This is a genomic window from Pseudomonas rustica, from assembly GCF_049959085.1.
Taxonomy (GTDB): domain Bacteria; phylum Pseudomonadota; class Gammaproteobacteria; order Pseudomonadales; family Pseudomonadaceae; genus Aquipseudomonas; species Aquipseudomonas rustica.
In genome coordinates this window covers 5,924,583-5,950,485 of sequence record NZ_CP188200.1, presented here as the reverse complement: position 1 = coordinate 5,950,485, position 25,903 = coordinate 5,924,583, and the positions used below count along the sequence as shown (strand labels likewise).

Here is a 25,903-nt window from a genome sequence, read left to right as displayed (position 1 = left end):
GGTGAAAACCGCCATCGGATTTTTTATGCGTACGTTTTCGTCCAACCTGCCGAAGCCGAACCATGACCGAACCCGCGCTGCTGCCCCGCCCGCAACTCCGCCGCCTGCTGCGCAAGGCGCGCCGCTCGCTGAGCAAAAGCGAGCAACGCCAGGCCGCCAAAGGCCTGTACCGGCAACTGGCGCAAGACCCGCACTTTCGCCGGGCCAAACACATCTCTCTGTATTTACCCACCGACGGTGAAATCGATCCGCGCCTGCTGCTGCGTGAAGCACAGCGTCGAGGCAAGGCGACGTATCTGCCGGTGCTGAGTGCCTGGCCGCGAACCAAAATGGTTTTCCAGCGCATTCGTCCCGGCGAGAAACTCAAACCCAATCGCTTCCGCATCCTTGAGCCACGGGCCAATCTGGCTCGGCAACGCAAGGTCTGGGCGCTGGATCTGGTGTTGTTGCCATTGGTGGGGTTTGACGATGTCGGCGGGCGACTGGGCATGGGCGGCGGTTTTTACGATCGCAGCCTGGCGTATCTGGCGCGGCGCAAAAGCTGGCGCAAGCCGACGCTGTTGGGGCTGGCCCATGAATGTCAGAAGGTCGAACGTTTGGCGCAGGCGAGCTGGGATGTACCGTTACAAGGCACGGTCAGCGACAAGGCGTGGTATTTCGCGGGATAGGACGCCGCAGATCAGCGGCGTCGGGTGTGCAGTTTCAGCGCTTGAACGCGGTCGACTGTTGAACCTGTTGCGCGACTTCGATTGGAGCGTCAGCTTTGGTTGTCCACAGACTCTGCGCGTAACCGGTGGTCACGACGCCCAGGCCAAACAAAATTACCAAAGTCCATAGTAAATCCGGTTTGCGTTTCATCGATTGCCCCCCTCAAGGCACATCAACACGATGACAGCAGCGGTTTCCGTTTGTAGGCCGTGCAGCAGCGTCAAGCTTTAAAGGCCGGCATTTTGCGGCAACGTGAACCGCTGCGCAAACGCTGACGTCAACCGACTGTCGGTTTGTCATAAAATTGCCCGACAACTTGTCCACTGATCCCGCCAGGAGAACAAAACATGGCCTATTGGCTGATGAAATCCGAGCCCGACGAGCTCTCGATCAAGGGCCTGGAAAAACTCGGCAAAACGCGCTGGGACGGGGTTCGCAACTACCAGGCGCGCAACTTCCTGCGGGCGATGGCGGTGGGCGATGAGTTCTTTTTCTACCACTCCAGCTGCCCGGAGCCGGGGATTGCCGGGATTGGCAAAATAATCGAAGCAGCGTACCCGGATCCGACGGCGCTGGAGCCGGAGAGTCATTACTTCGATCCGAAGGCGACGCCGGAGAAGAATGCGTGGAGTGCGATTGACGTTGAACACGTCGAGACGTTTGCGCGAGTGTTGAAGCTGGATTATCTGAAGCAGCAGACGGCGCTGGCGGAGATGCCGTTGGTGCAGAAGGGCTCGAGGTTGTCGGTGATGCCGGTCACACCTGAGCAGTGGGCGGCGGTGCTTGCCCTGCGCTGACGCGCAAAAAGATCGCAGCCTCCGGCAGCTCCTACAGGGAACCGCATTCCAATGTAGGAGCTGCCGAAGGCTGCGATCTTTTGTCTTTAATGCTTATTGAATGATCAAGTTGTTGAACAACAAATCCTCAACCACCGGCTTCCCAGTCTCATCATTCATCACCTGCTGAGTCTGCTTCAACGCTTCCTGACGCAGCTTCTCTTTGCCTTCGATGCTGCCCATCGCCTCGGTCGTCTGCTGAGTAAACAGCGCCACCAGTTGATTACGGATCAGCGGCTCGTTGGCCTTGACCAGTTTGGCTGCGTCATCGCCGGTCACGCGCAGCGCCACATCGGCCTTGTAGACCTTGAGTTTCGGCGTGCCGTCCAACCCGTAGTTACCCACGAACGGTGGGCTCAGGCTGATGTAGCTGACCTTCGGCGCTTCGCCTTCTTTGGCTTCTTCGGCCAGCGCTGCCACAGGCAGAGACAGGGCCAGCAACAACATGATCCACGCTTTCACAATTCGCTCCTTATCCGGTTTGCGGCCTAGCATAACGACCCGCCGCGCAAGCACAAGCTTATGGCTGACTATCAGGGTCGGGCATGCTCGTTGACCCGTTGACTGACACACCTACACTTATCGGCCATCACTCCCAAAGGAATAGCCCTGATGAAAGCCGTGCTGTGCAAAGCCTTCGGCCCTGCCGAATCGCTGGTGCTGGAAGACGTCGCCAGTCCTGTCGCGAAGAAGAACGAAATCCTGCTGGACGTGCACGCCGCCGGGGTCAACTTCCCCGACACGCTGATCATCGAGGGCAAATACCAGTTCAAGCCACCCTTCCCGTTTTCGCCGGGTGGCGAAGCGGCGGGTGTAGTACGCGAAGTCGGGGAAAAGGTCAGCCATCTCAAGGTCGGCGACCGCGTCATGGCCCTGACCGGCTGGGGCAGCTTCGCCGAACAGGTCGCGGTGCCGGGCTATAACGTCCTGCCGATTCCGCCGTCGATGGACTTCAACATCGCCGCCGCTTTCAGCATGACTTACGGCACCTCGATGCACGCGCTCAAGCAACGCGCCAACCTGCAACCGGGTGAAACCCTGCTGGTGCTCGGTGCATCCGGCGGTGTCGGCCTGGCTGCCGTGGAAATCGGCAAAGCCATGGGCGCCCGCGTCATCGCCGCCGCCAGCAGCACCGAGAAACTCGCGGTGGCCAAGGCTGCTGGCGCTGACGAACTGATCAACTACAGCGAAGCCAGCCTCAAGGACGAAATCAAACGCCTCACCGACGGCCAGGGCGCCGACGTGATCTACGATCCGGTTGGCGGCGATCTGTTCGACCAAGCCATCCGCGCCATCGCCTGGAACGGCCGCCTGCTGGTGGTCGGCTTCGCCAGCGGGCGCATCCCCGAGCTGCCAGTCAACCTCGCCCTGCTCAAAGGCGCGGCGGTACTCGGCGTGTTCTGGGGCTCCTTCGCTCAACGCCAGCCGCAGGACAACGCGGCGAACTTTCAGCAACTGTTCGGCTGGTTTGCCGAGGGCAAGTTGAAACCGTTGGTGTCGCAGGTGTATCCGCTGAGCAATGCGGCGCAGGCGATCAATGACCTTGGGCAGCGTAAGGCTGTGGGCAAGGTTGTGGTGCAGGTTCGCTAACTAAAGAAACGGACACCCATCAACTGCCGGGCGACGCCGCCACGTCGCCCGGCATCAAATGCTCCTGCACCTTCTCGCTACGCGACTCCACCAGCTGCCCCTTGTCGTCAAAACGCAAAACAATCAGCCAGTCATAAACCCCCACCGGCCATTTCGGTTGGCCGATCAGCGCCGGGCCGTTGCCGCCGAATGCGCCGATGAGTTTGTTGATGTGGCCGTGGTGCCAGGCGATGAGGATGGTTTTCGCCTGATTGCTGTCACGTAACTGGCTGACCAGTTTGTCGACGTCGTTATTGGCAAAGGGTTGTTCGATCGGCAGTTGCAGGCGTTGTGATAGCGGGATCAGTGTTTGCCGGGGGCGAATGCTTTGTGGGCTGTCGGCGGTGGCGATCAGGCGTTGCGGGGTGAGTGTTTCGTCAGCCAGTTTCAGCGGGGCGAAATAGTCGGCGTACGCGGCGGCGCGTTGTTGGCCCTGGGCGTTGAGTTCTCGGCCCACGTCCGGTTTTTCCGCATGGCGGACGATCAGTACGGTGGTGTTGCGCAGTCCCGATGCGGCAGAACCGTGGGCGAAACTCAGCACCAGCACCGAAACGGTGACGACGGCCACCATCAACAACCTCGGCAATAACCTGCGCACATTTGGAGCCATGGTTCATCTCTGCAGTCAGTCATTCATTGAGCGCGAGTCTAAGACACAACGCGCTGATCGCTACAAAAACGCCCTGTTCTTACAGCTGAGCGACAGGTTCGTAAAGGAACGTGCGACTTCCAACATTTTCCGCTGTTTTGCCGATGCGAACCGGTGCTATTTTCGGTAACGAAACTGTAACATTCGCATCCGCAGTCAAAACAAGAAATCTGGAGCTCTTGAATGTTTGCTTTCTTTCGCCCTGCCGCACATCAGGCTCCATTGCCTGAAGAACAAATAGACAGCACCTACCGACGCCTGCGCTGGCAGATCTTCGCCGGTATCTTCATTGGCTACGCGGGTTATTACCTGCTGCGCAAAAACTTCTCGCTGGCCATGCCGTACTTGATCGACGAAGGCTACAGCCGTGGCGATCTGGGGCTGGCGATGTCGGCGATTGCCATCGCCTATGGCTTGTCGAAATTCCTCATGGGCCTGGTGTCCGACCGTTCCAACCCACGCTTCTTCCTGCCGTTCGGCCTGTTGGTTTCGGCGGGCGTCATGTTCGTGTTCGGTTTCGCGCCTTGGGCGACGTCCAGCGTGACCATGATGTTCATTCTGCTGTTCATCAACGGCTGGGCCCAGGGCATGGGCTGGCCGCCGAGTGGTCGGACGATGGTGCACTGGTGGTCGCAGAAAGAACGCGGCGGCGTGGTGTCCGTGTGGAACGTGGCGCATAACGTCGGCGGTGGCCTGATCGGCCCGTTGTTCCTGCTCGGCATGGGCCTGTTCAACGACTGGCACGCAGCGTTCTACGTACCGGCAGCGGTAGCGCTGGGCGTGGCAGTGTTCGCCTTCATCACCATGCGCGACACCCCGCAATCGGTCGGCCTGCCGCCGATCGAGAAGTACAAGAACGATTACCCGGAAGGCTACGACGCCAGCCACGAAGACGAATTCAGCGCGAAAGAGATCTTCGTCAAATACGTGCTGCGCAACAAAATGCTCTGGTACATCGCCATGGCCAACGTCTTCGTCTACCTGCTGCGCTACGGCGTGCTGGACTGGGCGCCGACGTACCTGAAGGAAGCCAAAGGCTTCACCGTCGATAAAACCTCATGGGCTTACTTCTTCTACGAGTGGGCAGGTATTCCGGGCACGCTGCTTTGCGGCTGGATGTCGGACAAGATCTTCCGTGGCAACCGTGGCCTGACCGGCATGGTGTTCATGGCATTGGTGACTGTCGCGACGCTGGTTTACTGGCTGAACCCGGCCGGCAACCCGACCGTCGACATGATCGCGCTGGTCTCGATCGGCTTCCTGATCTACGGCCCGGTGATGTTGATCGGTTTGCAGGCACTGGAACTGGCACCGAAGAAAGCCGCCGGCACTGCGGCGGGTTTCACCGGTCTGTTCGGTTATCTCGGTGGCTCGGTCGCGGCCAGTGCGGCGATGGGCTACACCGTTGACCATTTCGGCTGGGACGGTGGCTTTGTCCTGCTGATCGGCGCGTGCCTGCTGGCGATGGCCTTCCTGGCCCCGACGCTATGGCACAAGCAAGTCGCCAGTCAGAGTCGCGAAGCGGTCGCCTGATCGCACTGTGACTGACAGCGCTTGAGCCGCGCCTCCAGATTTCGGTCTGGCATGGCGTGGCTGCGCAGGGCGTGTACGGTCTGCTCGACATAATCGCGAGTGGTGCCGTATCGCCCGCTGGCGCTTTCGAACACCTGACTCAGCAGGTGATCCGGCAAGTTGCCCGCATAGCTGGGCAGGTGCCGCTCCAAGACAAATCCCAAGGCCTGAACCTGACTGCCATCTGCGAGCCGGCAGTTGAGCCAGTGTGGCCGATAGGACGGCACCGGCATCTCGCGTTTCCATAGCGCATACAGCGCCGCATCGAGATTGTCTTCCGGCAAGCGATAAGCGAAGCCGCTGCACGAACCGCCGCGATCCAGACCAAATACCAGACCGGGCATTTCCGGCGTACCGCGGTGCTCATGCGACCACAGGTACAAGCCGCGATGGTAGCCGTGCACGCGTCCGCGCACCCGCTCCACCGCCGAACATTCCGGCCGCCAGATCAGCGAACCGTAGGCGAACAGCCACACCGGCCCGCCCTTGTGGCGCGCCATGGTCGATTGCATGGAAGCGAGAAGTTGTTCGTGCGTCAGCTGCGGCCCAAGATCGAGCCGCGGAGGGTAATTCAGATTCAGAAAAGCGTTTTCAATGGCGCTCATGGCGAATAGCGTTCAGCTCCCCGCGGGTAAAGAATTACTTAATAGAACGCACCGCTGTAACAATAAGGCACATATGTTTTAAGGCAATTTGAGTGCCATGGCACAGTTCTTAATTGATTGCCTGATTGATATATAACCTAGCGGTATTTATGCAATTACATAAATACCGATCGGCTATATAGAGAGTTATAACGAATCAGGAGCGCGGCTCAAGAGCGCGGGGCGTAGGCAAACACGTCGGCACGCATTTGATGGGCGTCCATCCCGGCTTCGACCAAGGCGTCGAGGGTGCCGTAGACCATGGCCGGTGAGCCGCTGGCGTAGACGTGCAGCGGTTTCAGATCGGGGAAATCTTCACAAACCGCTTCGTGCAGCATGCCGCAGCGCCCTTCCCAACCGCATTGATCGCTGACGACTTTGTGCAGGAACAGGTTAGGCAACTTCTGCCATTCGTCCCAATGTTCGATCTCGTAGAAATCTTCCGGACGACGCACGCCCCAGTACAGATGTACGGGATGTTTGAAGCCATTGGCGCGGCAGTGTTCGATCAACGCGTGAATCTGGCCCATGCCGGTACCCGCAGCGACCAGCACCAGCGGCCCATCCGGCAGCTCGGCCAAATGCGTATCACCGAATGGCAGCTCAACGCGCACCATCGCGTTGCGTTGCAGCTGTTCGATCAGGCTCAGTGCACTGGCTTCGCGCGCCAGCACATGGATTTCCAGATCACGCCCGCCATGCGGTGCCGAAGCCATGGAGAACGCCGACTTCTCGCCGTTCTCGCGTTCGATCATCAAGTATTGCCCGGCGTGGTAGCGCGGTGGTTTGCCTGCCGGCGCACGCAGCCGCACGCGCCAGGTGTCGCCACCGACATCGCGGCATTCAATAACCTGACACGACAGGCTGCGCACCGGCAGTTCTCCCAGCGCGAGCACGCCATCCCACAGCAGGATGCAGTCTTCCAGCGGCTCGGCTATGCAAGTGTAGAACTCACCGTGGTCATGCACCTTGCCGGCCTGTTCGACGCGGCCTTCAACCAGCAGCGCCGCACACACGTGACAATTGCCGTTGCGGCAGCTTTGCGGGCATTCGTAGCCCAGGCGCCGCGCACCATCGAGAATCCGCTCACCGGGCTGTATCTCGAGCACTGCTCCGGAGGGCTGCAGGGTTACACGCATCAATCTATTCCTAACTGATTCCAGATGGCATCGATCCGTTGGGTGACGGCGTCGTCCTTGACGATCACGCGGCCCCACTCGCGAGTGGTTTCGCCCGGCCACTTGTGGGTGGCATCGAGGCCCATTTTCGAACCCAGGCCGGAGATCGGCGAGGCGAAGTCGAGGTAGTCGATCGGCGTGTTATCGATCATCACCGTGTCGCGCTTGGGATCCATGCGCGTGGTGATGGCCCAGATCACGTCGTTCCAGTCGCGGGCGTTGATATCGTCGTCAGTGACGATAACGAACTTGGTGTACATGAACTGTCGCAAAAACGACCAGACACCAAGCATCACGCGCTTGGCATGCCCCGGATACGACTTCTTCATGGTCACGATGGCCATGCGGTACGAACAGCCTTCCGGCGGCAGGTAGAAGTCGGTGATTTCCGGAAACTGCTTTTGCAGAATCGGCACGAACACTTCGTTCAGCGCCACACCGAGAATCGCCGGTTCATCTGGCGGACGGCCGGTGTAGGTGCTGTGGTAGATCGGTTTGATCCGGTGGGTGATGCGCTCGACGGTGAACACCGGGAAGCTGTCGACTTCGTTGTAGTAACCGGTGTGGTCGCCGTACGGGCCTTCATCGGCCATTTCGCCCGGATGGATCACGCCTTCGAGGATGATTTCGGCAGTGGCCGGCACTTGCAGGTCGTTGCCACGGCACTTCACCAATTCGGTGCGATTACCGCGCAGCAGACCAGCGAAAGCGTATTCGGAGAGGCTGTCCGGCACCGGTGTTACGGCGCCGAGGATGGTCGCGGGATCTGCACCCAATGCCACGGACACCGGGAACGGCTGGCCCGGATGCTTCTCGCACCATTCGCGATAATCCAGCGCGCCGCCACGGTGGCTGAGCCAGCGCATGATCACCTTGTTACGGCCGATCACTTGCTGACGGTAGATACCGAGGTTCTGGCGTTCCTTGTTCGGGCCTTTGGTGACGGTCAGGCCCCAGGTGATCAGCGGGCCGACGTCGCCGGGCCAGCAGGTCTGCACCGGCAGCATCGCCAGGTCGACGTCGTCGCCTTCAATGACCACTTCCTGGCACACCGCGTCTTTGACGACTTTCGGCGCCATCGAGATGATCTTGCGGAAGATCGGCAGCTTCGACCACGCGTCTTTCAAGCCCTTCGGCGGCTCCGGCTCCTTGAGGAACGCCAGCAGCTTGCCGATTTCGCGCAGCTCGCTGACCGACTCGGCGCCCATGCCCATGGCCACCCGCTCGGGCGTGCCGAACAGGTTGCCGAGCACCGGAATGTCGTAGCCGGTGGGCTTTTCGAACAGCAGCGCCGGGCCCTTGGCCCGCAGCGTGCGGTCACACACCTCAGTCATCTCCAGCACCGGCGAGACGGGAATCTGGATGCGTTTCAACTCTCCGCGCTGCTCAAGCTGCTGCACGAAATCCCGAAGATCCTTGAATTTCATTGACGATGGCACCCTCAAAATAGGCGTACATCCTACCTGCTATGCAGCCCTGTGGCAGCCTGTCGCTGCTTACTTGGCTGCATTCGTCTGGGCTTTGCCAAGGTTTTCCTGGCGTTGCAGGTTAATGAACAACGGTTCCATGATCGGTGCCACCAGACGCGCGCCGACTTCCGAAAGGTGATTGTCGTCGGTGTACAGCGAGTAGCCGTCGAGCTCGGCGTGACACAAACCCTTGTCGTCACACAGTCGCGGCGCCGGGTCGACGATGCGCACCGCCGGGTCTTTGGCCAACTCAGCGAACAACTGACTGATAAACACCTGACGCTCGTGGTGAATGGCGACTTGCTGACCAACACCTTCGACCGAACGATCGAGCATCGCCAATCGCGTCAGGCGATACGGCGGGCTGTAGGGCTGCAACGGCGCCTCTTTGACCAGCCAGACGCGATGGCCGCTGGCACGCAACTGCGCAACCCGCGCACGCAGACCGTCGGCCAGACGTTGCTCGGCATAGGCGCGATCATAACGACCGTCCGCAGTTCGCAGCACGTGGCCCAGGTCGCCATTGGCTGCACCGTAGACATACAGACTCCAGCGCGCGACCAGCACCACATCGCTGACGGTTTTCTCTTTCAACGCCTGCTCGATCCGGCGATTGAAATGCGCGCACACCGGGCCATGTTCCAGACCTTCCACCGGGATGCAGCCCGGTGAACTGGCGAGAATCACGCTGACGTCGTGGGCTTTCGCGCCGTCATCGAATATCGGAATCAGCGCCGTGGCGTGGCTGTCGCCCCAGACCAGCGCCTGCGCGGGCACGTCGGCCACGCCGTAATGACAGAACAGTTTGTCATCAGGTGTTTTGTCGTCCGCCAGACACGCCATCAACTCCGGCCGCCAGTCGTGGCCCTTGGCATATTGCAGAGCCTGATCGGACAAGCGCCACGGCAAGCCATCGGTCCAGCGCAGCGTTTGCCCGGCCAGCGCCAGCACCAACACACCGAGGGCGCCGGCAATCAGAATCGGCCGACGACCGGCGAGCAAACGGCGCTCGCGGAACGGCGTTTCGATGAATTTCCACGACAGATAACCCAGCACCAGCGTCAGCAGGATCAACCCGGCGCTGTCGAGCGCAGTGGTGTCTTCGACGCTGGCATAGCTGGAAAACACGAACACCGGCCAATGCCACAGGTACCAGGAATAGGAGATCAGGCCGAAACCGACCATCACCTTACTGCTCAACAATTGACCAACCACCGTCTCGCGATGACCGTTGGCGAAAATCAGCAACACAACACCCAGCACCGGCAGCAACGCCGCCGCACCGGGGAATGGCGTGGACTTGTCGTAACCGAACACCGCCAGCAGGATCAGGCCCATGCCGAGCAAACTCAGCAGTTGCGCAGCCATTGGCTTCAACCGCCAGGCCTGCTTCGGCGCGACTGCCAGCATCGCACCGGCGAGCAGTTCCCAGGCGCGCATCGGCAACAGGAAGAAGGCTTTTTCCGGGTGGTGGCTGACCGCCCACACGCTCAGGCCGAAGGACACCAGCAGAATCGCGAACAGCGCCAGTCGCCAGTGTTTTAGACGACTCGACATGACGGCCAGCAGCAGCGGGAAGAGAATGTAGAACTGCTCTTCAACCGCCAGCGACCAGGTGTGCAACATCGGTTTGAGGTCGGACGCGACGTCGAAATAGCCGTCCTGACGCATAAACAGAATGTTCGAGACGAACAGCACCTGATAACGCACCGAGCGCCCCAGCTCTTCGTAATCCTTGGGCGCCATCAGGAACCAGCCCACCGCCAGCACGGCGACGATCATCGCAAACAGCGCCGGCAGAATCCGCCGCGCACGGCGTGCCCAGAACTCGACGAAGCTGAAACGCCCGGCCTGACGCTGATTCCAGATGATCGAGGTGATGAGGTAGCCGGAAATCACGAAGAACACGTCTACGCCGACAAAACCGCCGGTAAACCCCGGGACGCCAAAGTGGAAAAGAACCACGGCGATGACCGCAACGGCCCGCAAGCCGTCGATATCCCTTCGATAAGCGAGTGTGCTCATAAATCTTGAATGCCAATCAGTTGGTTATTATTTGTACAGCCTGATTCTCTTACGCGGAAACGGTCTCGTACGTTGCTGCTCATTCTGCAAGGCACAGACCTTACCAGATCGCCATCGTCCCTTCGCCCGGACAAAATACGGGCAAAAAAATGGCGCCCCCGTAGGGACGCCATTTTTATCGGCTCAATCTGCGATGTTACTTGCGCTTCATCGACAGGAAGAACTCGTCGTTGGTCTTGGTCGTTTTCAGCTTGTCGACCAGGAACTCGATCGCTGCGACTTCGTCCATCGGGTGCAGCAGCTTGCGCAGAATCCACATGCGCTGCAGTTCGTCGTCGGCGGTCAGCAACTCTTCGCGGCGGGTGCCGGAGCGGTTGATGTTGATCGCAGGGAACACGCGCTTCTCGGCGATCTTGCGATCCAGAGGCAGTTCCATGTTGCCGGTACCCTTGAACTCTTCGTAGATCACTTCGTCCATTTTCGAGCCGGTTTCAACCAGCGCGGTGGCGATAATGGTCAGCGAGCCGCCTTCTTCGATGTTACGTGCCGCACCGAAGAAACGCTTTGGCTTCTCGAGGGCGTGAGCATCGACACCACCGGTCAATACCTTGCCGGAGCTCGGGATCACGGTGTTGTAGGCACGGGCCAGACGGGTGATGGAGTCGAGCAGGATCACCACGTCTTTCTTGTGTTCGACCAGGCGCTTGGCCTTCTCGATCACCATTTCAGCTACCTGTACGTGACGGGTCGGCGGCTCGTCGAAGGTCGAGGCAACCACTTCGCCGCGCACGGTGCGCTGCATTTCGGTTACTTCTTCCGGACGCTCGTCGATCAGCAACACGATCAGGTGAACTTCAGGGTTGTTACGGGCGATGTTCGCTGCGATGTTTTGCAGCATGATCGTTTTACCGGCTTTCGGCGGTGCAACGATCAGACCACGCTGGCCTTTGCCGATCGGGGCGCACAGGTCGATCACACGACCGGTCAAGTCTTCGGTGGAACCGTTACCGGCTTCCATCTTCATGCGCACGGTCGGGAACAGCGGGGTCAGGTTCTCGAAGAGAATCTTGTTTTTCGCGTTCTCCGGACGATCGAAGTTGATCGTGTCGACCTTGAGCAGTGCGAAATACCGCTCGCCTTCCTTCGGAGGGCGAATCTTGCCAACGATGGTGTCACCGGTGCGCAAGTTGAAACGGCGGATCTGGCTCGGCGAGACGTAAATGTCGTCTGGGCCGGCGAGATAGGAAGCGTCAGCGGAGCGCAGGAAGCCGAAGCCGTCCTGGAGAATCTCCAGCACGCCATCACCGGAGATTTCCTCGCCGCTTTTAGCGTGCTTTTTCAGCAGGGAGAAAATCACGTCCTGCTTGCGCGAACGGGCCATATTTTCTATGCCCATCTGTTCGGCCAATTCGAGCAGTTCGGTAATCGGCTTTTGCTTGAGTTCAGTCAGATTCATATAGGAATGACGTAATCATTTATGGAGGGGGGGAAATTAAGCTTTTGGCTTAATGAGGCCGCGCCGCAGAGAAGGCGACAGGATCGCGTACTTATTCGAAAAGGAGTGCGTCGGCGACGGCTAGCAGGGGGCAGTGGAGAAACCACTGCGGGGCCGAATGTACCACCTGAGTTTCTGAGCGTCTAGCCCTGAATACGCAAAAAGCCCCGCAATTTGCGAGGCTTTTTTTAATGCACTTTACAGCGACGCTTAGATGTTGGCGTCGAGGAAAGCTGCCAGCTGCGACTTCGACAGCGCGCCGACTTTGGTCGCTTCAACGTTGCCGTTCTTGAACAGCATCAGCGTCGGGATACCACGCACGCCGTGCTTGGCCGGGGTTTCCTGGTTTTCGTCGATGTTCAGTTTGGCAACGGTCAGCTTGCCTTTATAAGTCTCGGCAATCTCGTCCAGAACCGGAGCGATCATTTTGCAAGGACCGCACCATTCAGCCCAGTAATCGACCAGGACAGCGCCTTCGGCCTTGAGTACGTCGGCTTCGAAGCTAGCGTCGCTAACGTGTTTGATAAGATCGCTGCTCATGGAATTCTCCAGGTTGTAAGCAAAAAAACGTGGCCCATCATAGCCGCCCTTCCCCTGTTCAGGAAGCCGCAGATGATTGAGTCTTGCTATGGCACTCGATGAGTTTGGGTATAGCTCAAGTCACGCGGTAGCGGGAGCGATGAAGGCGATTCCGGTGCGCAGCGCGGCATTGCGCACGTGCTCCTGCATGGCTTTTTGCGCGGCAGCCGAGGCCCGGCGAGCGAGGGCGCGAAGGATTTTGCGGTGTTCCTGCCAGGTTTCCAGGGCGCGTTCGGCACGGATGAACGGTAGTTTCTGGCTCTCGAGGAACATCTCGGCGCTGGCGGTGAGGATGCTCAGCATCGCCTGATTGCCGCTGGCCAGGAGGATGCGCCGGTGGAATTCGAAGTCGAGTTTCGCTGCCGCCTCAAAGTCGCCGGCCTTCAATTGCTCGCGCATCGCCGCAACATTGTCTTCCAGCGCATCAAGATCAAACGTGCTCAACGTCACTGCCGCCAACCCGGCGGCAAAGCCTTCCAGCGCATAACGCAACTGAAAGATATCCAGCGGCGACGCCTGCGCAGCGAATGACCAGCCCGGCGCGTTCTCGCCCGACGACAGCTCCACCGGCGCCTGCACGAACACGCCTTTGCCCGGCTGAATGCTGACCACGCCCAACGCGCTCAGCGACGATAACGCCTCGCGCAACGACGCCCGGCTCACCCCCAGTTGCAACGCCAGATCGCGTTGCGACGGCAAGGCATCGCCGGCGCCGAAACCCTGCTCGGTGATCAGTTTGCGGATCGCTTGCAGCGCCACTTCGGGTACTGCACGGGAAATCGAATTCATGGTTTTTCAGACGCGTCAGGCCAATGTGCGGCTAGTTGTAAAGCTATTCGCCGAGTCCGGCAAGTCATGCCCCAGCGGGGTTCGGTGATCGCGACCGATGCGCTATCGCAGTGCGAAAAACAACCTGACTGTTCAGACCAGTAAGACCGAACAAAGCCGCTGAAACCGCGGCCTGCCGCGACGACAGCCACGTATTGGCACGGCGCATGCTCTGTCCGATCGCAGAAATCACTTCCCGCCGATCCGGAGATTGTCCATGACCAAGCGTTACAGCGCCCTCCTCGCCGCCCTGTTTTCCAGCCTGCTGCTCAGCCAGATACCTGCTCACGCCGACGGTCTCGATGACGTGGTCAAACGCGGCACGCTGAAAGTTGCCGTGCCGCAAGACTTCCCGCCGTTCGGCTCGGTCGGCCCGGACATGAAACCTCGTGGCCTCGACATCGACACGGCAAAACTGCTGGCCGACCAGCTCAAGGTCAAACTCGAGCTGACCCCGGTCAACAGCACCAACCGCATCCCGTTTCTCACCACCGGCAAAGTCGATCTGGTGATTTCCAGCCTCGGCAAAAACCCCGAGCGCGAGAAAGTCATCGACTTCTCCCGCGCCTACGCACCGTTCTACCTCGCGGTGTTCGGCCCGCCAGATGCCGCCATCAACAACCTCGACGACCTCAAAGGCAAAACCATCAGCGTCACCCGTGGCGCCATCGAAGATATCGAACTGACCAAGGTCGCCCCCGAAGGCGTGACCATCAAGCGCTTCGAAGACAACAACTCGACCATTGCCGCCTACCTCGCCGGGCAGGTCGACCTGATCGCCAGCGGCAACGTGGTGATGGTCGCGATCAGCGAGAAGAACCCGAAACGCGTGCCGGCGCTGAAAGTGAAGCTCAAGGATTCGCCGGTTTACGTCGGCGTAAACAAGAACGAAGCGGCGCTGCTGGCCAAGGTCAACGACATCCTGACCAGCGCCAAGGCTGACGGCGCGCTGGAAAAGAATTCGCAGACCTGGCTGAAAGAGCCGCTGCCGGCCGATCTCTGATCGACTACGCGGGAGACCTTCATGGCTTATCAGTTCGATTTCATGCCGGTGGTGCAAAACACCGACCTGCTGCTGCGCGGCGCGCTGTTCACCCTTGAGCTGACGGCCATCGGCGCGCTGCTCGGGGTTGGCATGGGCATTGTCGGGGCGTTGGTGCGGGCGTGGAACATCCGCCCGTTCTCGGCAATCTTTGGCGTCTACGTCGAGTTGATCCGCAATACGCCGTTTCTGGTGCAGTTGTTCTTCATCTTCTTCGGCCTGCCGTCGTTGGGCGTGCAGATTTCCGAGTGGCAAGCGGCGGTGCTGGCGATGGTGATCAACCTCGGTGCCTATTCGACCGAGATCATCCGCGCCGGCATTCAGGCGATTCCGCGCGGGCAGCTGGAAGCCGCAGCGGCACTGGCAATGACGCGTTTTGAAGCGTTCCGCCATGTGGTGCTGCTGCCGGCGCTGGGCAAGGTCTGGCCGGCGCTAAGCAGCCAAATCATCATTGTCATGCTCGGTTCGGCGGTGTGTTCGCAGATCGCCACCGAAGAGTTGAGCTTCGCTGCCAACTTCATTCAATCGCGCAACTTCCGCGCCTTTGAAACCTATGCGCTGACCACGTTGATCTACCTGTGCATGGCGCTGCTGATTCGCCAGTTACTCAACTGGATCGGCCGTCGTTACATCAGCCGAAGCGGGGGCCGCGCATGAGCGATTTCACCTTCTGGGACATCCTGCGCAACCTGCTGATCGGCCTGCAATGGACGCTGGCATTGTCGCTGGTGGCGTTTATCGGCGGCGGCCTCGTCGGGCTGCTGATCCTGATCATGCGCATCTCGAAAAACCCTCTGTCGAGCAACATCGCCCGCACTTGGATCGAGCTGTTCCAGGGCACGCCGCTATTGATGCAGCTGTTTCTGGTGTTCTTCGGCGTGGCCTTGGCCGGGATCGAAATCTCGCCGTGGATGGCCGCAGCGATTGCCCTGACCTTGTTCACCAGCGCCTATCTGGCGGAGATCTGGCGCGGTTGCGTCGAGTCGATCGCGCATGGCCAGTGGGAAGCCTCGGCGAGTCTCGCGCTCAATCCTTTGGAGCAACTGCGCTACGTGATCCTGCCGCAAGCGCTGCGCATTGCCGTGGCGCCGACTGTGGGTTTCTCGGTGCAAGTGGTCAAAGGCACCGCCGTGACTTCGATCATCGGCTTCACCGAATTGACCAAGACCGGCGGCATGCTCGCCAACGCCACGTTTGAACCGTTCATGGTCTACGGCCTCGTCGCCCTCGGCTATTTCCTGCTCTGCTACCCCTTGTCCCTCAGTGCGCGCTACCTGGAAAGGAGACTGCATGCCTCTGCTTAGAATTTCCGCCCTGCATAAATACTACGGCGATCACCACGTGCTCAAAGGCATCGACCTCAGCGTCGAAGAAGGCCAGGTGGTGGCGATCATCGGCCGCAGCGGCTCGGGCAAATCCACCCTGCTGCGCACGCTTAATGGTCTGGAATCGATCAACGACGGCGTGATCGAAGTCGACGGCGAATACCTCGACGCCGCCCGCGCCGACCTGCGCAGCCTGCGGCAGAAAGTCGGCATGGTCTTTCAGCAGTTCAATCTGTTCCCGCACCTGACCGTCGGTGAGAACGTGATGCTCGCGCCGCAAGTGGTGCAAAAAGTGCCGAAAGCCAAAGCGGCGGAACTGGCGAGAGAGATGCTCGAACGCGTGGGCCTCGGGGAAAAATTTGATGCCTTTCCGGATCGACTGTCCGGCGGCCAACAGCAGCGCGTGGCGATTGCCCGGGCATTGGCGATGTCGCCGAAGGTCTTGCTCTGTGATGAGATTACTTCTGCACTCGATCCGGAACTGGTCAACGAAGTGCTCAGCGTCGTTCGGCAATTGGCCAAGGAAGGCATGACGCTGATTATGGTCACTCACGAGATGCGCTTTGCCCGCGAAGTCGGCGACAAACTGGTATTCATGCACCACGGCAAGGTGCATGAAGTGGGCGATCCGAAGCTGTTGTTTGCCAATCCGCAGACGGCGGAACTGGCCAACTTTATCGGCACGGTGGAGCACGCGGGCTGAGCATTCAGTCGTGCAGCAACTCGAATGTGCCGGCGGCTTCGAACAGGGTTTCGTCGTGGATCTGCAACTGGCGGGTGTCCAGCTGCGCCTGAACGTCGATCTGCGCGGTGAAGTGTCGGGCGCGCGGCGATTGAATGGTTTGCGCCGCATCGAATAACTGTTCCGCGCGTGGTTGAGGGTCGGTATCGCGGGTCAGCATCGCCGCGCTGCCGTCTATTACCGCGTCGCTGATGCGCAGGCTGAATTGGCCCTGTTGGCCTAGCCGAAAGACATTCGGGCCCGCGCTGGTGCCGTTGAAGCGCAGTTTGATTGACGTTGGCGTCTGGCAGATCACCGTCAAGGTGAGTCGGTGAGTGTCCAGATTTACCCAATGTTGGCCGAGAGGTTGGTCGGGGAATGCGCCGCGATGTAATTGGCCGTAATCAACTTCGGACTGGCTCAAGCGTGATTCGCAGTCAGCGGCGAAAATCGGTGTCATCAGCAGATAGATGATTAGCGCGACGGCTGATTTAGCGCGCATGGCAAACGCCCTCCATGGCTTCATACAATTGGTCGCTGTGAGTGTCGGGCGGCGGTTCCAGTTGCAGTTCGCAGCGGCGGTTGTCGGCGAGCTGAACGTGCAACGTCTGCGCGCCCTGCACATCACTCAAAAACGCTTTGCCGCCCTCAACGACTGAACCGAGTAATTGTCCCTGCGCCGTCAACACCGACGCGCCTCGGCTGATGGGCAGTCCTTGCTCATCGACAATTTGCAACAGCACACGACGCACGCTGATCACTTCGAAATCCAGCGTATTGAATGAGCCGCGTCCGGCCTGCACTTCTTTGAAACCATTGATCAGATCGACCCGGCGCGGCAACGTCCGGGTCATCACTTGCACGCGGCTTTGGCTGTACGCCGACAGCCCGGGAATCACCGCGCGCCCGTCGCCGTCCGTCCACACCGGGCCTGACGGCGTCGTTAACTGCACCCCCGAAAGATTTCCCACGGAAGCGATGCCGAAGGTGTCTTGAATGGCATAAGGGGAAAACGTCACGCCGTCCTCGTGCACAGCGATGCCTCCCTTGAGCTGGCCCATGTAACTGTTGCTCGCCGCGTCGCGGTTCACGCCAAGCCCGACTTGGGCATAGCGCGGAAGCAGGCCGACGCTGGCGTTCAGCCGCGAACCGCGCGCCTCGCCGATGCCGTCGACGCCCAAGCGATAACTCACCGTGTCGTTGACTTGCTCGCTCAGCGCCGAGCCCAGCGTCGTTTGCGTATCGCGGTGGCTGGCATAGGTGCGCAACTGGCGCGAGCCGCCGAGGGGAATGCCGATGCTCAGGTGCATTGCCGTCGCGTTCGATTCGGCTTCGATGTTGAACGACACGCTGGCGTGCTTGAATCCCTTGCCCCACGAACCGCTCAAGCGTTGCCGGTGCTCGCCGTTGTGCAAGGCGCTGCGGCTGATTGCAGCGCTGAACCCGCCCCACCGCGGATCCGCCCAACCTAGCGTCGCGCTGAATTGATTGGCGAAGCGCTGCTGCAATTGATCGGCGCTGTAGGCCTGGTTATCGAGCACATCGCGGTATTGCTCGCTGCGCAGTGTGGCGCTGAGGCCGAAACTGGCCCGTTCGAAAAATGCACTCGATATGGAAAGGCTTTGCTGCATTCCCTGCGAATCGGTGTCGGCCTGTCGGGCTAAAACTGCGCGCCAACGCAGGTCAGCGTGCTGAAACAGGCGGGTATCGATGCCCCAGCCGCTCGCCTGATAATTTGGCGTTGTCATCAGGCCGCTGCTGAGCAGCGACGTTGGCCCCAAGCTCAAACTGCCGCTGAGCGTGGCGACGGTTTGATTGTCGATCTGTTCATCCGCTCGCGAACGCAGGGTTCCCACCGCCAGGTGATAGCCGGGTCGGGCCTGGGTGATTTGATGGAACGCCGAGACTGGTAACGCAAACTCCCTTGTCGCGCCGTCCTCACCAATGACCTTCACCTGTAGATCATCGCTGCCGTTGAGCAAAGCAAAACCGTTCAGGCTGAACGGCCCTGGTGGCACCCATGTGCTGTAGATCAGCGCGCCGGACTGGCGAACTTCGATGCGCGATGGGCTGCTGGCGATGCCATCGACTGTGGCGCTGGATTCGCTTGGCCGCACAGCGCTCTGGGCTGGAAAAAACTGCGCGCCAGTGATGGGCACACCGGCAAACAGTGGACTGCTGGTGTTGATCTGGCCCAATTGCAACGTTGAATCCAGCCGTTGCAGATCGCGCTGGGCATAGCTGTAGAGGTGTTCGACGCCGCCAGTCTGCTGCCCGGAATTCCACTGCTGACGACTGCGTACGATCCAGTCGGCCGTGTTGAAACCGGCCAGCGTGGAGGCCGATATGTAGCGACTGCTGCCGGCCGAAGACGCGTTATCCAGTCCGAGCAAGTCGTAGCTGAACATCCCGGCGCTGCCGCCACGGGTGAAATTCGTGGTCGTTTGCGCCACATCGGCCAGCGCATGGGTTGGCACCAGCAGCAGCACTTCTTGTTGATTCGGCCGCAAAGTCACTTGTGTCTGTGGGTAATGCGCCTGGAAAGCAAGACAACCCTGGCTGTCGGTGATGCTTTTATCGAGGCTGCGCAATCCAGCCTTGTCCAACAGGCTTTGGGTGAAACACAGCTCACCGGCGGTATCGAACTGCGCCTCGGCCCAGCCCTGCTGACGGCCATTGACGAACAGTGTCACCACGCGCCGGCCCTCGCTAAAACGCGGAGCCAGCCGAAAGTATTCGGCCATGGCCGGGTCGATGCCGCGACTGCCGAGTACATCGGTGTCGAACTCCACCGTCCGGGGTTGCGCAGCGAGTACGTGCTCACACACACCGAGCGCCGCCAGACACACCGCTCGGGCAACCCCGCTGGCCATGCTTCAAGGCCCTTGGACATTGAGGCGAGCGTCGTAGCTGTCGACGGTAAAGCCATAAACCGTTGCCGGGTAAAACGTGACTCCCGTGGCCGATTGCGGCTGTTTATCAAGCTTGCGCTGCAGGACTTCGCCCGGCAGCACGTAGGTTCGACCGATATCAGCGACGTGATTCTGCGGGGTCAGCACGACCTCTTGGGATAGCCGCACGACGTAGGGGCTTTCATTGCGCACTTGCAGGACATCGCCCACTAACGACCACTCAAGCAGCGTCCACGGTGTGGGATTTTTCGCCAGGCCCCGCGGATGAATGATCAGCGGCAGGTTCTGCCGGATCGTCACGCCGACGGATGCCGTGTCTGCGGGTTTTCTCGGCGGTACGCCTTCGAAAATGATGCGTTTGAGGCGCTGGGTTTTCAGCGGTTCGGAGAACTGCCCGATCACCCGCACCAATTGTTTGTCCGAGGCTTCTACCCGGGTGATTGGCGGGGTTACCAGCGCGAGAAACTCGGGATCTTCCGGGAGGTTCTCGATCGATGAGTACAACAAGGCTGGCGTCGCATCGGTATTTTTTATATTGATGGTGGTTTCACCGTCCTCTTCATTAAGAATGACCACGGTCGTTTCCGGCACCATGCCGTCGGCGCGCACCGAAGTAATTGCAACAAAAAACAACATAATGAAGGCAACGGACACTATTCTTATTGAAAACATTATTTCAGCCACACCAAACCCTCACGAGCAAATAAACTTCGCGACAAGAAACTTGCAATCAGTCAGTTAAAAAGTAACAACATGTGCGACATGTCACTCTGAGGGAGCAACATGTCAAACACATCAAAAGCAATCAGAGATAACTGAGTTCAAAAGTGGCCAACCCATCCAGAGGCACATCATTATTGATGGTTAGTTCTGACGCTTTGTTGATGACCGCCTGTACTTCCATCACTCCACTCAGGGTGATGAAAGAGACAGGGACGATCAATCCGACGGTGCGCGACCACGACCCCAGATTGTCGTTTTGCCCGACCGCACCGGTAGCTGTTTCGATCCAGCTGGTGCCTTTGTCCAGCGAGGTAATGACTTTGACTGGCGTACCGGAGGCGTAGAAACTGCCCGGCTTGAGGTTAACGGCGTAACCACCAATATTCTCACCATCCGCTGTGGCACCCAGACCGTAGTTGTAGTTATCGGTGTAGTCGGCGCCGATGGTGGCGGCGAGAATGCCTGCAACCTGACTGAATCCTTTGCCGTCCTGCGCCTTCAGCCCAACCTTGGTGTGCGACCGGCAGTTGATGTTGAAGACGAGCTCCTTCTTCTCTAGCACGGTGTAGGAAGTCTGGTTCAAATCTTCAGCCGCGATGTTGCCATAATCGACAACGCCGCCGCCCTCCAGAAACGGCACACAACTGGCCGGCACGATCGTGCCCTTGACCCGTAGATCAATAGCCGCCTGAGCATTGATTGAAACGCTGGCAATCACTGCAGCCGCCATTAAAGCACTTATTGTTTTCATAACTTGTCCACCTGACGCTTATTGACTTCAACACAATTGAAGTTTTCATCCCTGTAAAAGAGTACGAGCGGGCAACCGCCAGCACTCATACCCGACTTACACAGTCTGAGGACATTGCCTACGAATAAGAAGAAGACACGGTGTCAAAGCCAGTAGGAAATTGCACTTACATGGCGAAGGAAGAGGTTATTAACACTTGCCGAAAAAGTTCTACAGCGCCTAGGTAAAAAGCTTTATATGCCGTAGGAAAACATTCCGCTTATAAAGTCACTCTTTGTATCAACTAACCCAGCAATCACTATTCCCGGATCAGCATCCGATCAGCCATCTACAGCATCAACCTTGATCTCTGTGCGTTGGCGGCAGCCGTTGATCGTGGCACGATGTCGAGGTTATCGACCGAGACCCCCTGACCATGCCGCAATCCAAAGCCAAGAATTTGTCCCTGATCGCCGCAATCGACCTGGGCTCCAACAGCTTTCACATGGTCGTGGCCAAGGCCCAGAACGGCGAAATCCGCATCCTTGAGCGCCTCGGCGAGAAGGTGCAACTGGCCGCCGGCATCGACGATGAGCGCAAGCTCAACGAAGAATCGATGCAGCGAGGCCTCGATTGCCTCAAGCGTTTTGCCCAACTGATCAACGGTATGCCGCTCGGCGCCGTGCGTATCGTCGGCACCAACGCCTTGCGTGAAGCGCGCAACCGCCTCGAATTCATCCACCGCGCCGAAGAAATCCTCGGCCATCCGGTTGAAGTCATCTCCGGCCGTGAAGAAGCCCGGCTGATTTATCTGGGTGTGTCGCACACCCTCGCCGACACCCCGGGCAAACGTCTGGTCGCCGACATCGGCGGCGGCAGTACCGAATTCATCATCGGCCAGCGCTTCGAACCGTTGCTGCGCGAAAGCCTGCAAATGGGCTGCGTCAGCTTCACCCAGCGCTACTTCAAGGACGGCAAGATCACCCCGGCCCGTTACGCCCAAGCGTACACGGCGGCGCGGCTGGAGATCATGAGCATCGAGCACGCTCTGCATCGCCTGACCTGGGATGAAGCCATCGGCTCCTCCGGCACCATCCGCGCCATCGGCCTCGCGTTGAAGGCTGGCGGGCATGGCACCGGCGAGGTGAATGCTGAAGGGCTGGCCTGGCTCAAGCGTCGCCTGTTCAAACTGGGAGATGCCGACAAGATCGATTTTGAAGGCATCAAGCCGGATCGTCGGGCGATTTTCCCGGCGGGTCTGGCGATTCTCGAAGCAATTTTTGATGCGCTTGAACTGCAACGCATGGATCACTGCGAAGGCGCGCTGCGTGAAGGCGTGCTGTATGACCTGCTCGGCCGCCATCATCACGAAGACGTGCGCGAACGCACCCTCACTTCGCTGATGGAGCGCTATCACGTTGATGTCGAACAAGCGGCACGGGTTGAACGCAAAGCCCTGCACGCGTTTGATCAGGTCGCGGTGGACTGGGAGCTGGACGACGGCATTTGGCGCGAACTGCTGGGCTGGGCGGCGAAAGTGCACGAAGTCGGTCTCGACATCGCGCACTATCACTACCACAAGCACGGCGCTTATTTGATTGAGCACTCGGACCTCGCCGGTTTCTCCCGCGAAGACCAACAGATGCTCGCCCTGCTGGTGCGCGGCCATCGCCGCAACATTCCCAAGGACAAGTTTGCCGATTTCGGTGACGACGGCGCCAAGCTGATTCGCCTGTGCGTGCTGCTGCGTTTCGCGATTCTGTTCCACCACATCCGTGGCACACAGGCGATGCCGCAGGTGGTGCTGCACGCCAAGGGCGACACCCTGGACGTGGAATTCCCGGAGAACTGGCTGGATGAAAATCAGCTGACTCAGGCAGATTTTGGCCTCGAAGCCGATTGGCTGACGCGAGTGGGCATCGTCCTCACCGTCCACTGACACACCGCAAATCTCCGTGTAGGAGCTGCCGCAGGCTGCGATCTTTTGATCTTGTTTCTACAGGATCAAGATCAAAAGATCGCAGCCTTCGGCAGCTCCTACAGGTGTGTATCAAGTACAAAAAAGGCGATCCGCTGGGATCGCCTTTTTTATTGGGTTTGGCTTGAGGTTGGGGGTGGGCCTGCCCCTCACCCCAGCCCTCTCCCGAGGGAGAGGGAGCCGACTTGTATGATTTTCAAACCTGAGTTCGACTCGGCTGTTCAGGTCGGCGTATAGCGTAAGACACCTCGGTCAGTCCCCTCTCCCTCCGGGCGGTCCGACGTTTCGGGAGGGCTAGGGTGAGGGGCTTTTAGCTGCTAACCGGCAAAATCGGACTACCCAACCGCTCCAACAACGTCGCCTGCGCACTCCTCGGGTTCTGATTACCCGCCCGCGCACGGGTGGGCATCGTCCTCACCGTCCACTGACACACCGCAAATCTCCACTGTAGGAGCTGCCGCAGGCTGCGATCTTTTGATCTGGTTTTTTACGATCAACGTCAAAAGATCGCAGCCTTCGGCAGCTCCTACAGGTGTGTGGATGACAGGTATGAAAAAGGCGATCCGCGGGGATCGCCTTTTTTATTGGGTTTGGTTTGAGATGAGGGGCTCTTGCCTTTGGCCTTAGCTGCTCACCGGCAAAATCGGGCTACCCAACCGCTCCAGCAACGTCGCCTGCGCACTCCTCGGGTTCTGGTTCCCGGTCGGCGTGTTGCGGATGTAACGGCCATCCGACTGCAGACTCCAGCTATGAGTGTTGTCAGTCAAATACAGCTCCAGCTCTTTCTTCACGCGGGTCAGCAGCTTTTTGCCTTCCACCGGGAAGCAAGTCTCGACGCGTTTGTCGAGGTTGCGCTCCATCCAGTCGGCGCTGGAGAGGAACATCTGTTCGTCGCCGCCGTTGAGGAAGTAGAACACCCGCGTGTGCTCGAGGAAGCGGCCGATGATCGAGCGCACATGGATGTTGTGCGAAACCCCGGCAATCCCCGGACGCAGGCAGCACATGCCGCGCACCACCAGATCGATGCGCACGCCGGACTGGCTGGCCTTGTACAGCGCGCGGATGATCTTCGGATCGGTCAGCGAGTTGAACTTGGCGATGATGTGCGCCGGTTTGCCTTCGACGGCGAACTGGGTCTCACGGGCAATCATGTCGAGCATGCCCTTCTTCAGCGTGAACGGCGCATGCAGCAGCTTTTTCATGCGCAGGGTTTTACCCATGCCGATCAACTGGCTGAACAGTTTGCCAACGTCTTCGCACAAGGCATCGTCGGAAGTCAGCAAGCTGTAGTCGGTGTACAGCTTGGCGTTGCCGGCGTGGTAGTTGCCGGTGCCGAGGTGCGCGTAACGCACAATTTCGCCGGCCTCGCGACGCAGGATCAGCATCATCTTGGCGTGGGTCTTGAAGCCGACCACGCCATAGATCACCACCGCGCCGGCCGCTTGCAGACGGCTGGCCAGTTGCAGGTTGGATTCTTCGTCGAAACGCGCACGCAGCTCGATGACCGCCGTGACTTCCTTGCCGTTACGCGCGGCATCGACCAGCGCATCGACGATCTCGGAGTTGGCGCCGGAGCGGTACAGGGTCTGACGCACCGCGAGTACGTGCGGGTCTTTCGCGGCCTGGCGCAGCAGGTCGACCACCGGGGTGAACGACTCGAACGGGTGCAGCAACAGGATGTCCTGCTTGCTGACCACGCTGAAAATGTTTTCGCTGTTCTGCAGCAGTTTCGGGATCTGCGGGGTGAACGGCGTGTATTGCAGCTCTGGATGACTGTCCAGACCGGTGATGCTGAACAGCCGCGTCAGGTTGACCGGGCCATTGACCTGATACAGCTCGCTCTCGCTCAGGTTGAACTGCTTGAGCAGGTAGTCCGAGAGGTGTTTCGGGCAGGTGTCAGCGACTTCCAGACGCACCGCATCGCCGTAACGACGCGAGAACAACTCGCCACGCAGCGCGCGGGCCAGGTCTTCGACGTCTTCGGAGTCGAGCGCCAGGTCGGCGTTTCGGGTCAGGCGGAACTGGTAGCAACCCTTAACCTTCATGCCCTGGAAAAGGTCATCGGCGTGGGCGTGGATCATCGACGACAGGAACACATAGTTGTCGCCGGGGCCGCCGACTTCTTCCGGCACCTTGATGATCCGTGGCAACAGACGCGGTGCCGGGATGATCGCCAGACCGGAATCGCGACCGAAGGCGTCGATGCCTTCCAGCTCGACGATGAAGTTGAGGCTCTTGTTCACCAGCAACGGGAACGGGTGCGTCGGGTCGAGGCCGATCGGGGTGATGATCGGCGCGATCTCGTCGCGGAAATAGCGGCGTACCCAGGTCTTGAGCTTGACCGTCCAGTTGCGGCGACGGATGAAGCGCACCTGATGCTTTTCCAGCTCCGGCAGCAGGATGTCGTTGAGGATCGCGTACTGACGGTCAACATGGCCGTGTACCAGTTCGCTGATGCGGGCCAGTGCTTGATGCGGTTGCAGGCCATCGGCGCCGGCCTGCTCACGGGCAAAGGTGATTTGCTTCTTCAGGCCGGCGACACGGATTTCAAAGAATTCGTCGAGGTTGCTGGAGAAGATCAGCAGGAACTTCAAACGCTCCAGCAGCGGATAGGACTCGTCCAGCGCCTGTTCCAGCACGCGGATGTTGAACTGCAGTTGCGAGAGCTCGCGGTGGATGTACAGGCTGCTGTCATCCAGACCCGGAATGGCGATCGCCGGCACCGCCACAGCGGTTTCGGCCACCGGCGCGGGTGGCGCTGGCTCCAGTTCCGGCGGGGTCTCGGTGATTTGCTCCACCACTGGCTGAGCTTCTTTTACTGCAACTTCAGTGAGTCCTTCGGTATTCATCGAATGTTCCT

General features: G+C 59.5%; 24 protein-coding genes. 9 read left to right on the top strand and 15 right to left on the bottom strand.

What is annotated here, in order from left to right; all coding sequences use genetic code 11:
- Window positions 1-62: 62 nt before the first annotated feature.
- A complete protein-coding gene (locus tag ACP3TY_RS26990; RefSeq protein ID WP_123454492.1) occupies window positions 63-668 on the top strand; it encodes a 5-formyltetrahydrofolate cyclo-ligase in 606 nt (201 codons plus the stop codon).
- Between the two features lie 34 nt (window positions 669-702).
- Here ACP3TY_RS26990 and ACP3TY_RS26985 read toward each other — a convergent pair whose 3' ends face one another.
- The gene (locus ACP3TY_RS26985) at window positions 703-858 is read right to left on the bottom strand and encodes a hypothetical protein (protein WP_008081430.1); all 156 of its coding nucleotides are present in this window, start codon (window positions 856-858) and stop codon (window positions 703-705) included.
- Between the two features lie 197 nt (window positions 859-1,055).
- On the opposite strand from ACP3TY_RS26985, the gene ACP3TY_RS26980 reads away from it, so the two are divergent.
- On the top strand, window positions 1,056-1,505 hold the full coding sequence (locus tag ACP3TY_RS26980) for an EVE domain-containing protein (RefSeq protein WP_426618878.1): 450 nt from the start codon (window positions 1,056-1,058) through the stop codon (window positions 1,503-1,505).
- A 93-nt stretch (window positions 1,506-1,598) separates the two neighbouring features.
- On the opposite strand, the gene ACP3TY_RS26975 is transcribed toward ACP3TY_RS26980, so the two are convergent.
- Entirely contained in the window at window positions 1,599-2,006 is a 408-nt protein-coding gene (locus ACP3TY_RS26975) for a flagellar basal body-associated protein FliL (RefSeq protein ID WP_053124890.1), read from the bottom strand.
- Window positions 2,007-2,156: 150 nt separating this feature from the next.
- Here ACP3TY_RS26975 and ACP3TY_RS26970 point away from each other — a divergent pair, with 150 nt between their 5' ends.
- Window positions 2,157-3,134: an NADPH:quinone oxidoreductase family protein gene (locus ACP3TY_RS26970; RefSeq protein ID WP_426618877.1), complete on the top strand. Its 978-nt coding sequence runs from the start codon at window positions 2,157-2,159 to the stop codon at window positions 3,132-3,134.
- A 19-nt stretch (window positions 3,135-3,153) separates the two neighbouring features.
- Here ACP3TY_RS26970 and ACP3TY_RS26965 read toward each other — a convergent pair whose 3' ends face one another.
- On the bottom strand, window positions 3,154-3,783 hold the full coding sequence (locus ACP3TY_RS26965; RefSeq protein WP_426618876.1) for a flagellar basal body-associated protein FliL: 630 nt from the start codon (window positions 3,781-3,783) through the stop codon (window positions 3,154-3,156).
- Window positions 3,784-4,005: 222 nt separating this feature from the next.
- Between ACP3TY_RS26965 and glpT the strand changes: the two genes are divergently transcribed.
- Window positions 4,006-5,355, top strand: coding sequence for a glycerol-3-phosphate transporter (gene glpT / locus ACP3TY_RS26960; RefSeq protein ID WP_053124897.1), 1,350 nt, complete (start codon window positions 4,006-4,008; stop codon window positions 5,353-5,355).
- Here the strand turns inward: glpT and ACP3TY_RS26955 are convergent.
- From ACP3TY_RS26955 to ACP3TY_RS26925, 7 genes are all read right to left on the bottom strand, one after another.
- Window positions 5,331-5,999, bottom strand: a complete 669-nt coding sequence (locus ACP3TY_RS26955; RefSeq protein WP_426618875.1) for a gamma-glutamylcyclotransferase — start codon at window positions 5,997-5,999, stop codon at window positions 5,331-5,333. The two genes, glpT and ACP3TY_RS26955, sit on opposite strands and share 25 nt — an antisense overlap.
- 209 nt (window positions 6,000-6,208) lie before the next feature.
- The gene (locus ACP3TY_RS26950; RefSeq protein ID WP_159814342.1) at window positions 6,209-7,177 is read right to left on the bottom strand and encodes a CDP-6-deoxy-delta-3,4-glucoseen reductase; all 969 of its coding nucleotides are present in this window, start codon (window positions 7,175-7,177) and stop codon (window positions 6,209-6,211) included.
- On the bottom strand, window positions 7,177-8,643 hold the full coding sequence (gene ubiD, locus ACP3TY_RS26945; protein ID WP_034151998.1) for a 4-hydroxy-3-polyprenylbenzoate decarboxylase: 1,467 nt from the start codon (window positions 8,641-8,643) through the stop codon (window positions 7,177-7,179). Before ubiD ends, ACP3TY_RS26950 begins: the two co-directional genes overlap by 1 nt.
- A 69-nt stretch (window positions 8,644-8,712) precedes the next feature.
- Window positions 8,713-10,710 (bottom strand): acyltransferase family protein, encoded by a 1,998-nt coding sequence (locus ACP3TY_RS26940; protein ID WP_426618874.1) that lies wholly within the window; start codon window positions 10,708-10,710, stop codon window positions 8,713-8,715.
- A gap of 196 nt (window positions 10,711-10,906) precedes the next feature.
- Window positions 10,907-12,166, bottom strand: a complete 1,260-nt coding sequence (gene rho, locus ACP3TY_RS26935; RefSeq protein ID WP_003229334.1) for a transcription termination factor Rho — start codon at window positions 12,164-12,166, stop codon at window positions 10,907-10,909.
- A gap of 249 nt (window positions 12,167-12,415) precedes the next feature.
- On the bottom strand, window positions 12,416-12,745 hold the full coding sequence (trxA, locus tag ACP3TY_RS26930; RefSeq protein ID WP_003206727.1) for a thioredoxin TrxA: 330 nt from the start codon (window positions 12,743-12,745) through the stop codon (window positions 12,416-12,418).
- Window positions 12,746-12,865: 120 nt separating this feature from the next.
- Window positions 12,866-13,573 carry a FadR/GntR family transcriptional regulator gene (locus ACP3TY_RS26925; protein WP_400753795.1) on the bottom strand — a complete coding sequence of 236 codons (708 nt, stop codon included), beginning with the start codon at window positions 13,571-13,573 and terminating at the stop codon, window positions 12,866-12,868.
- 256 nt (window positions 13,574-13,829) lie between these two features.
- On the opposite strand from ACP3TY_RS26925, the gene ACP3TY_RS26920 reads away from it, so the two are divergent.
- From ACP3TY_RS26920 to ACP3TY_RS26905, 4 genes are read left to right on the top strand one after another with little or no spacing between them, the layout of a single operon-like run.
- Window positions 13,830-14,615 carry a transporter substrate-binding domain-containing protein gene (locus ACP3TY_RS26920; RefSeq protein WP_426618873.1) on the top strand — a complete coding sequence of 262 codons (786 nt, stop codon included), beginning with the start codon at window positions 13,830-13,832 and terminating at the stop codon, window positions 14,613-14,615.
- A 21-nt stretch (window positions 14,616-14,636) separates the two neighbouring features.
- Entirely contained in the window at window positions 14,637-15,311 is a 675-nt protein-coding gene (locus ACP3TY_RS26915; protein ID WP_426618872.1) for an amino acid ABC transporter permease, read from the top strand.
- Window positions 15,308-15,958, top strand: coding sequence for an amino acid ABC transporter permease (locus tag ACP3TY_RS26910; protein WP_159814351.1), 651 nt, complete (start codon window positions 15,308-15,310; stop codon window positions 15,956-15,958). The genes ACP3TY_RS26915 and ACP3TY_RS26910 overlap by 4 nt, the downstream gene beginning before the upstream one ends.
- Window positions 15,945-16,682 (top strand): amino acid ABC transporter ATP-binding protein, encoded by a 738-nt coding sequence (locus ACP3TY_RS26905; RefSeq protein ID WP_159814353.1) that lies wholly within the window; start codon window positions 15,945-15,947, stop codon window positions 16,680-16,682. Before ACP3TY_RS26910 ends, ACP3TY_RS26905 begins: the two co-directional genes overlap by 14 nt.
- Before the next feature lie 4 nt (window positions 16,683-16,686).
- Here ACP3TY_RS26905 and ACP3TY_RS26900 read toward each other — a convergent pair whose 3' ends face one another.
- The 4 genes from ACP3TY_RS26900 to ACP3TY_RS26885 form a co-directional block, all read right to left on the bottom strand.
- Entirely contained in the window at window positions 16,687-17,202 is a 516-nt protein-coding gene (locus ACP3TY_RS26900) for a hypothetical protein (RefSeq protein ID WP_426618871.1), read from the bottom strand.
- A complete protein-coding gene (locus ACP3TY_RS26895) occupies window positions 17,192-19,573 on the bottom strand; it encodes a fimbria/pilus outer membrane usher protein (protein ID WP_426618870.1) in 2,382 nt (793 codons plus the stop codon). The genes ACP3TY_RS26900 and ACP3TY_RS26895 overlap by 11 nt, the downstream gene beginning before the upstream one ends.
- Window positions 19,574-19,576: 3 nt before the next feature.
- The gene (locus ACP3TY_RS26890; RefSeq protein WP_426618869.1) at window positions 19,577-20,284 is read right to left on the bottom strand and encodes a fimbria/pilus chaperone family protein; all 708 of its coding nucleotides are present in this window, start codon (window positions 20,282-20,284) and stop codon (window positions 19,577-19,579) included.
- Window positions 20,285-20,417: 133 nt separating this feature from the next.
- On the bottom strand, window positions 20,418-21,086 hold the full coding sequence (locus ACP3TY_RS26885; protein ID WP_426618868.1) for a DUF1120 domain-containing protein: 669 nt from the start codon (window positions 21,084-21,086) through the stop codon (window positions 20,418-20,420).
- Window positions 21,087-21,501: 415 nt separating this feature from the next.
- Between ACP3TY_RS26885 and ppx the strand changes: the two genes are divergently transcribed.
- Entirely contained in the window at window positions 21,502-23,004 is a 1,503-nt protein-coding gene (gene ppx, locus ACP3TY_RS26880; RefSeq protein ID WP_212545138.1) for an exopolyphosphatase, read from the top strand.
- 662 nt (window positions 23,005-23,666) lie between these two features.
- Here ppx and ppk1 read toward each other — a convergent pair.
- Window positions 23,667-25,892, bottom strand: a complete 2,226-nt coding sequence (ppk1, locus tag ACP3TY_RS26875; protein WP_159814363.1) for a polyphosphate kinase 1 — start codon at window positions 25,890-25,892, stop codon at window positions 23,667-23,669.
- Window positions 25,893-25,903 lie beyond the last annotated feature (11 nt).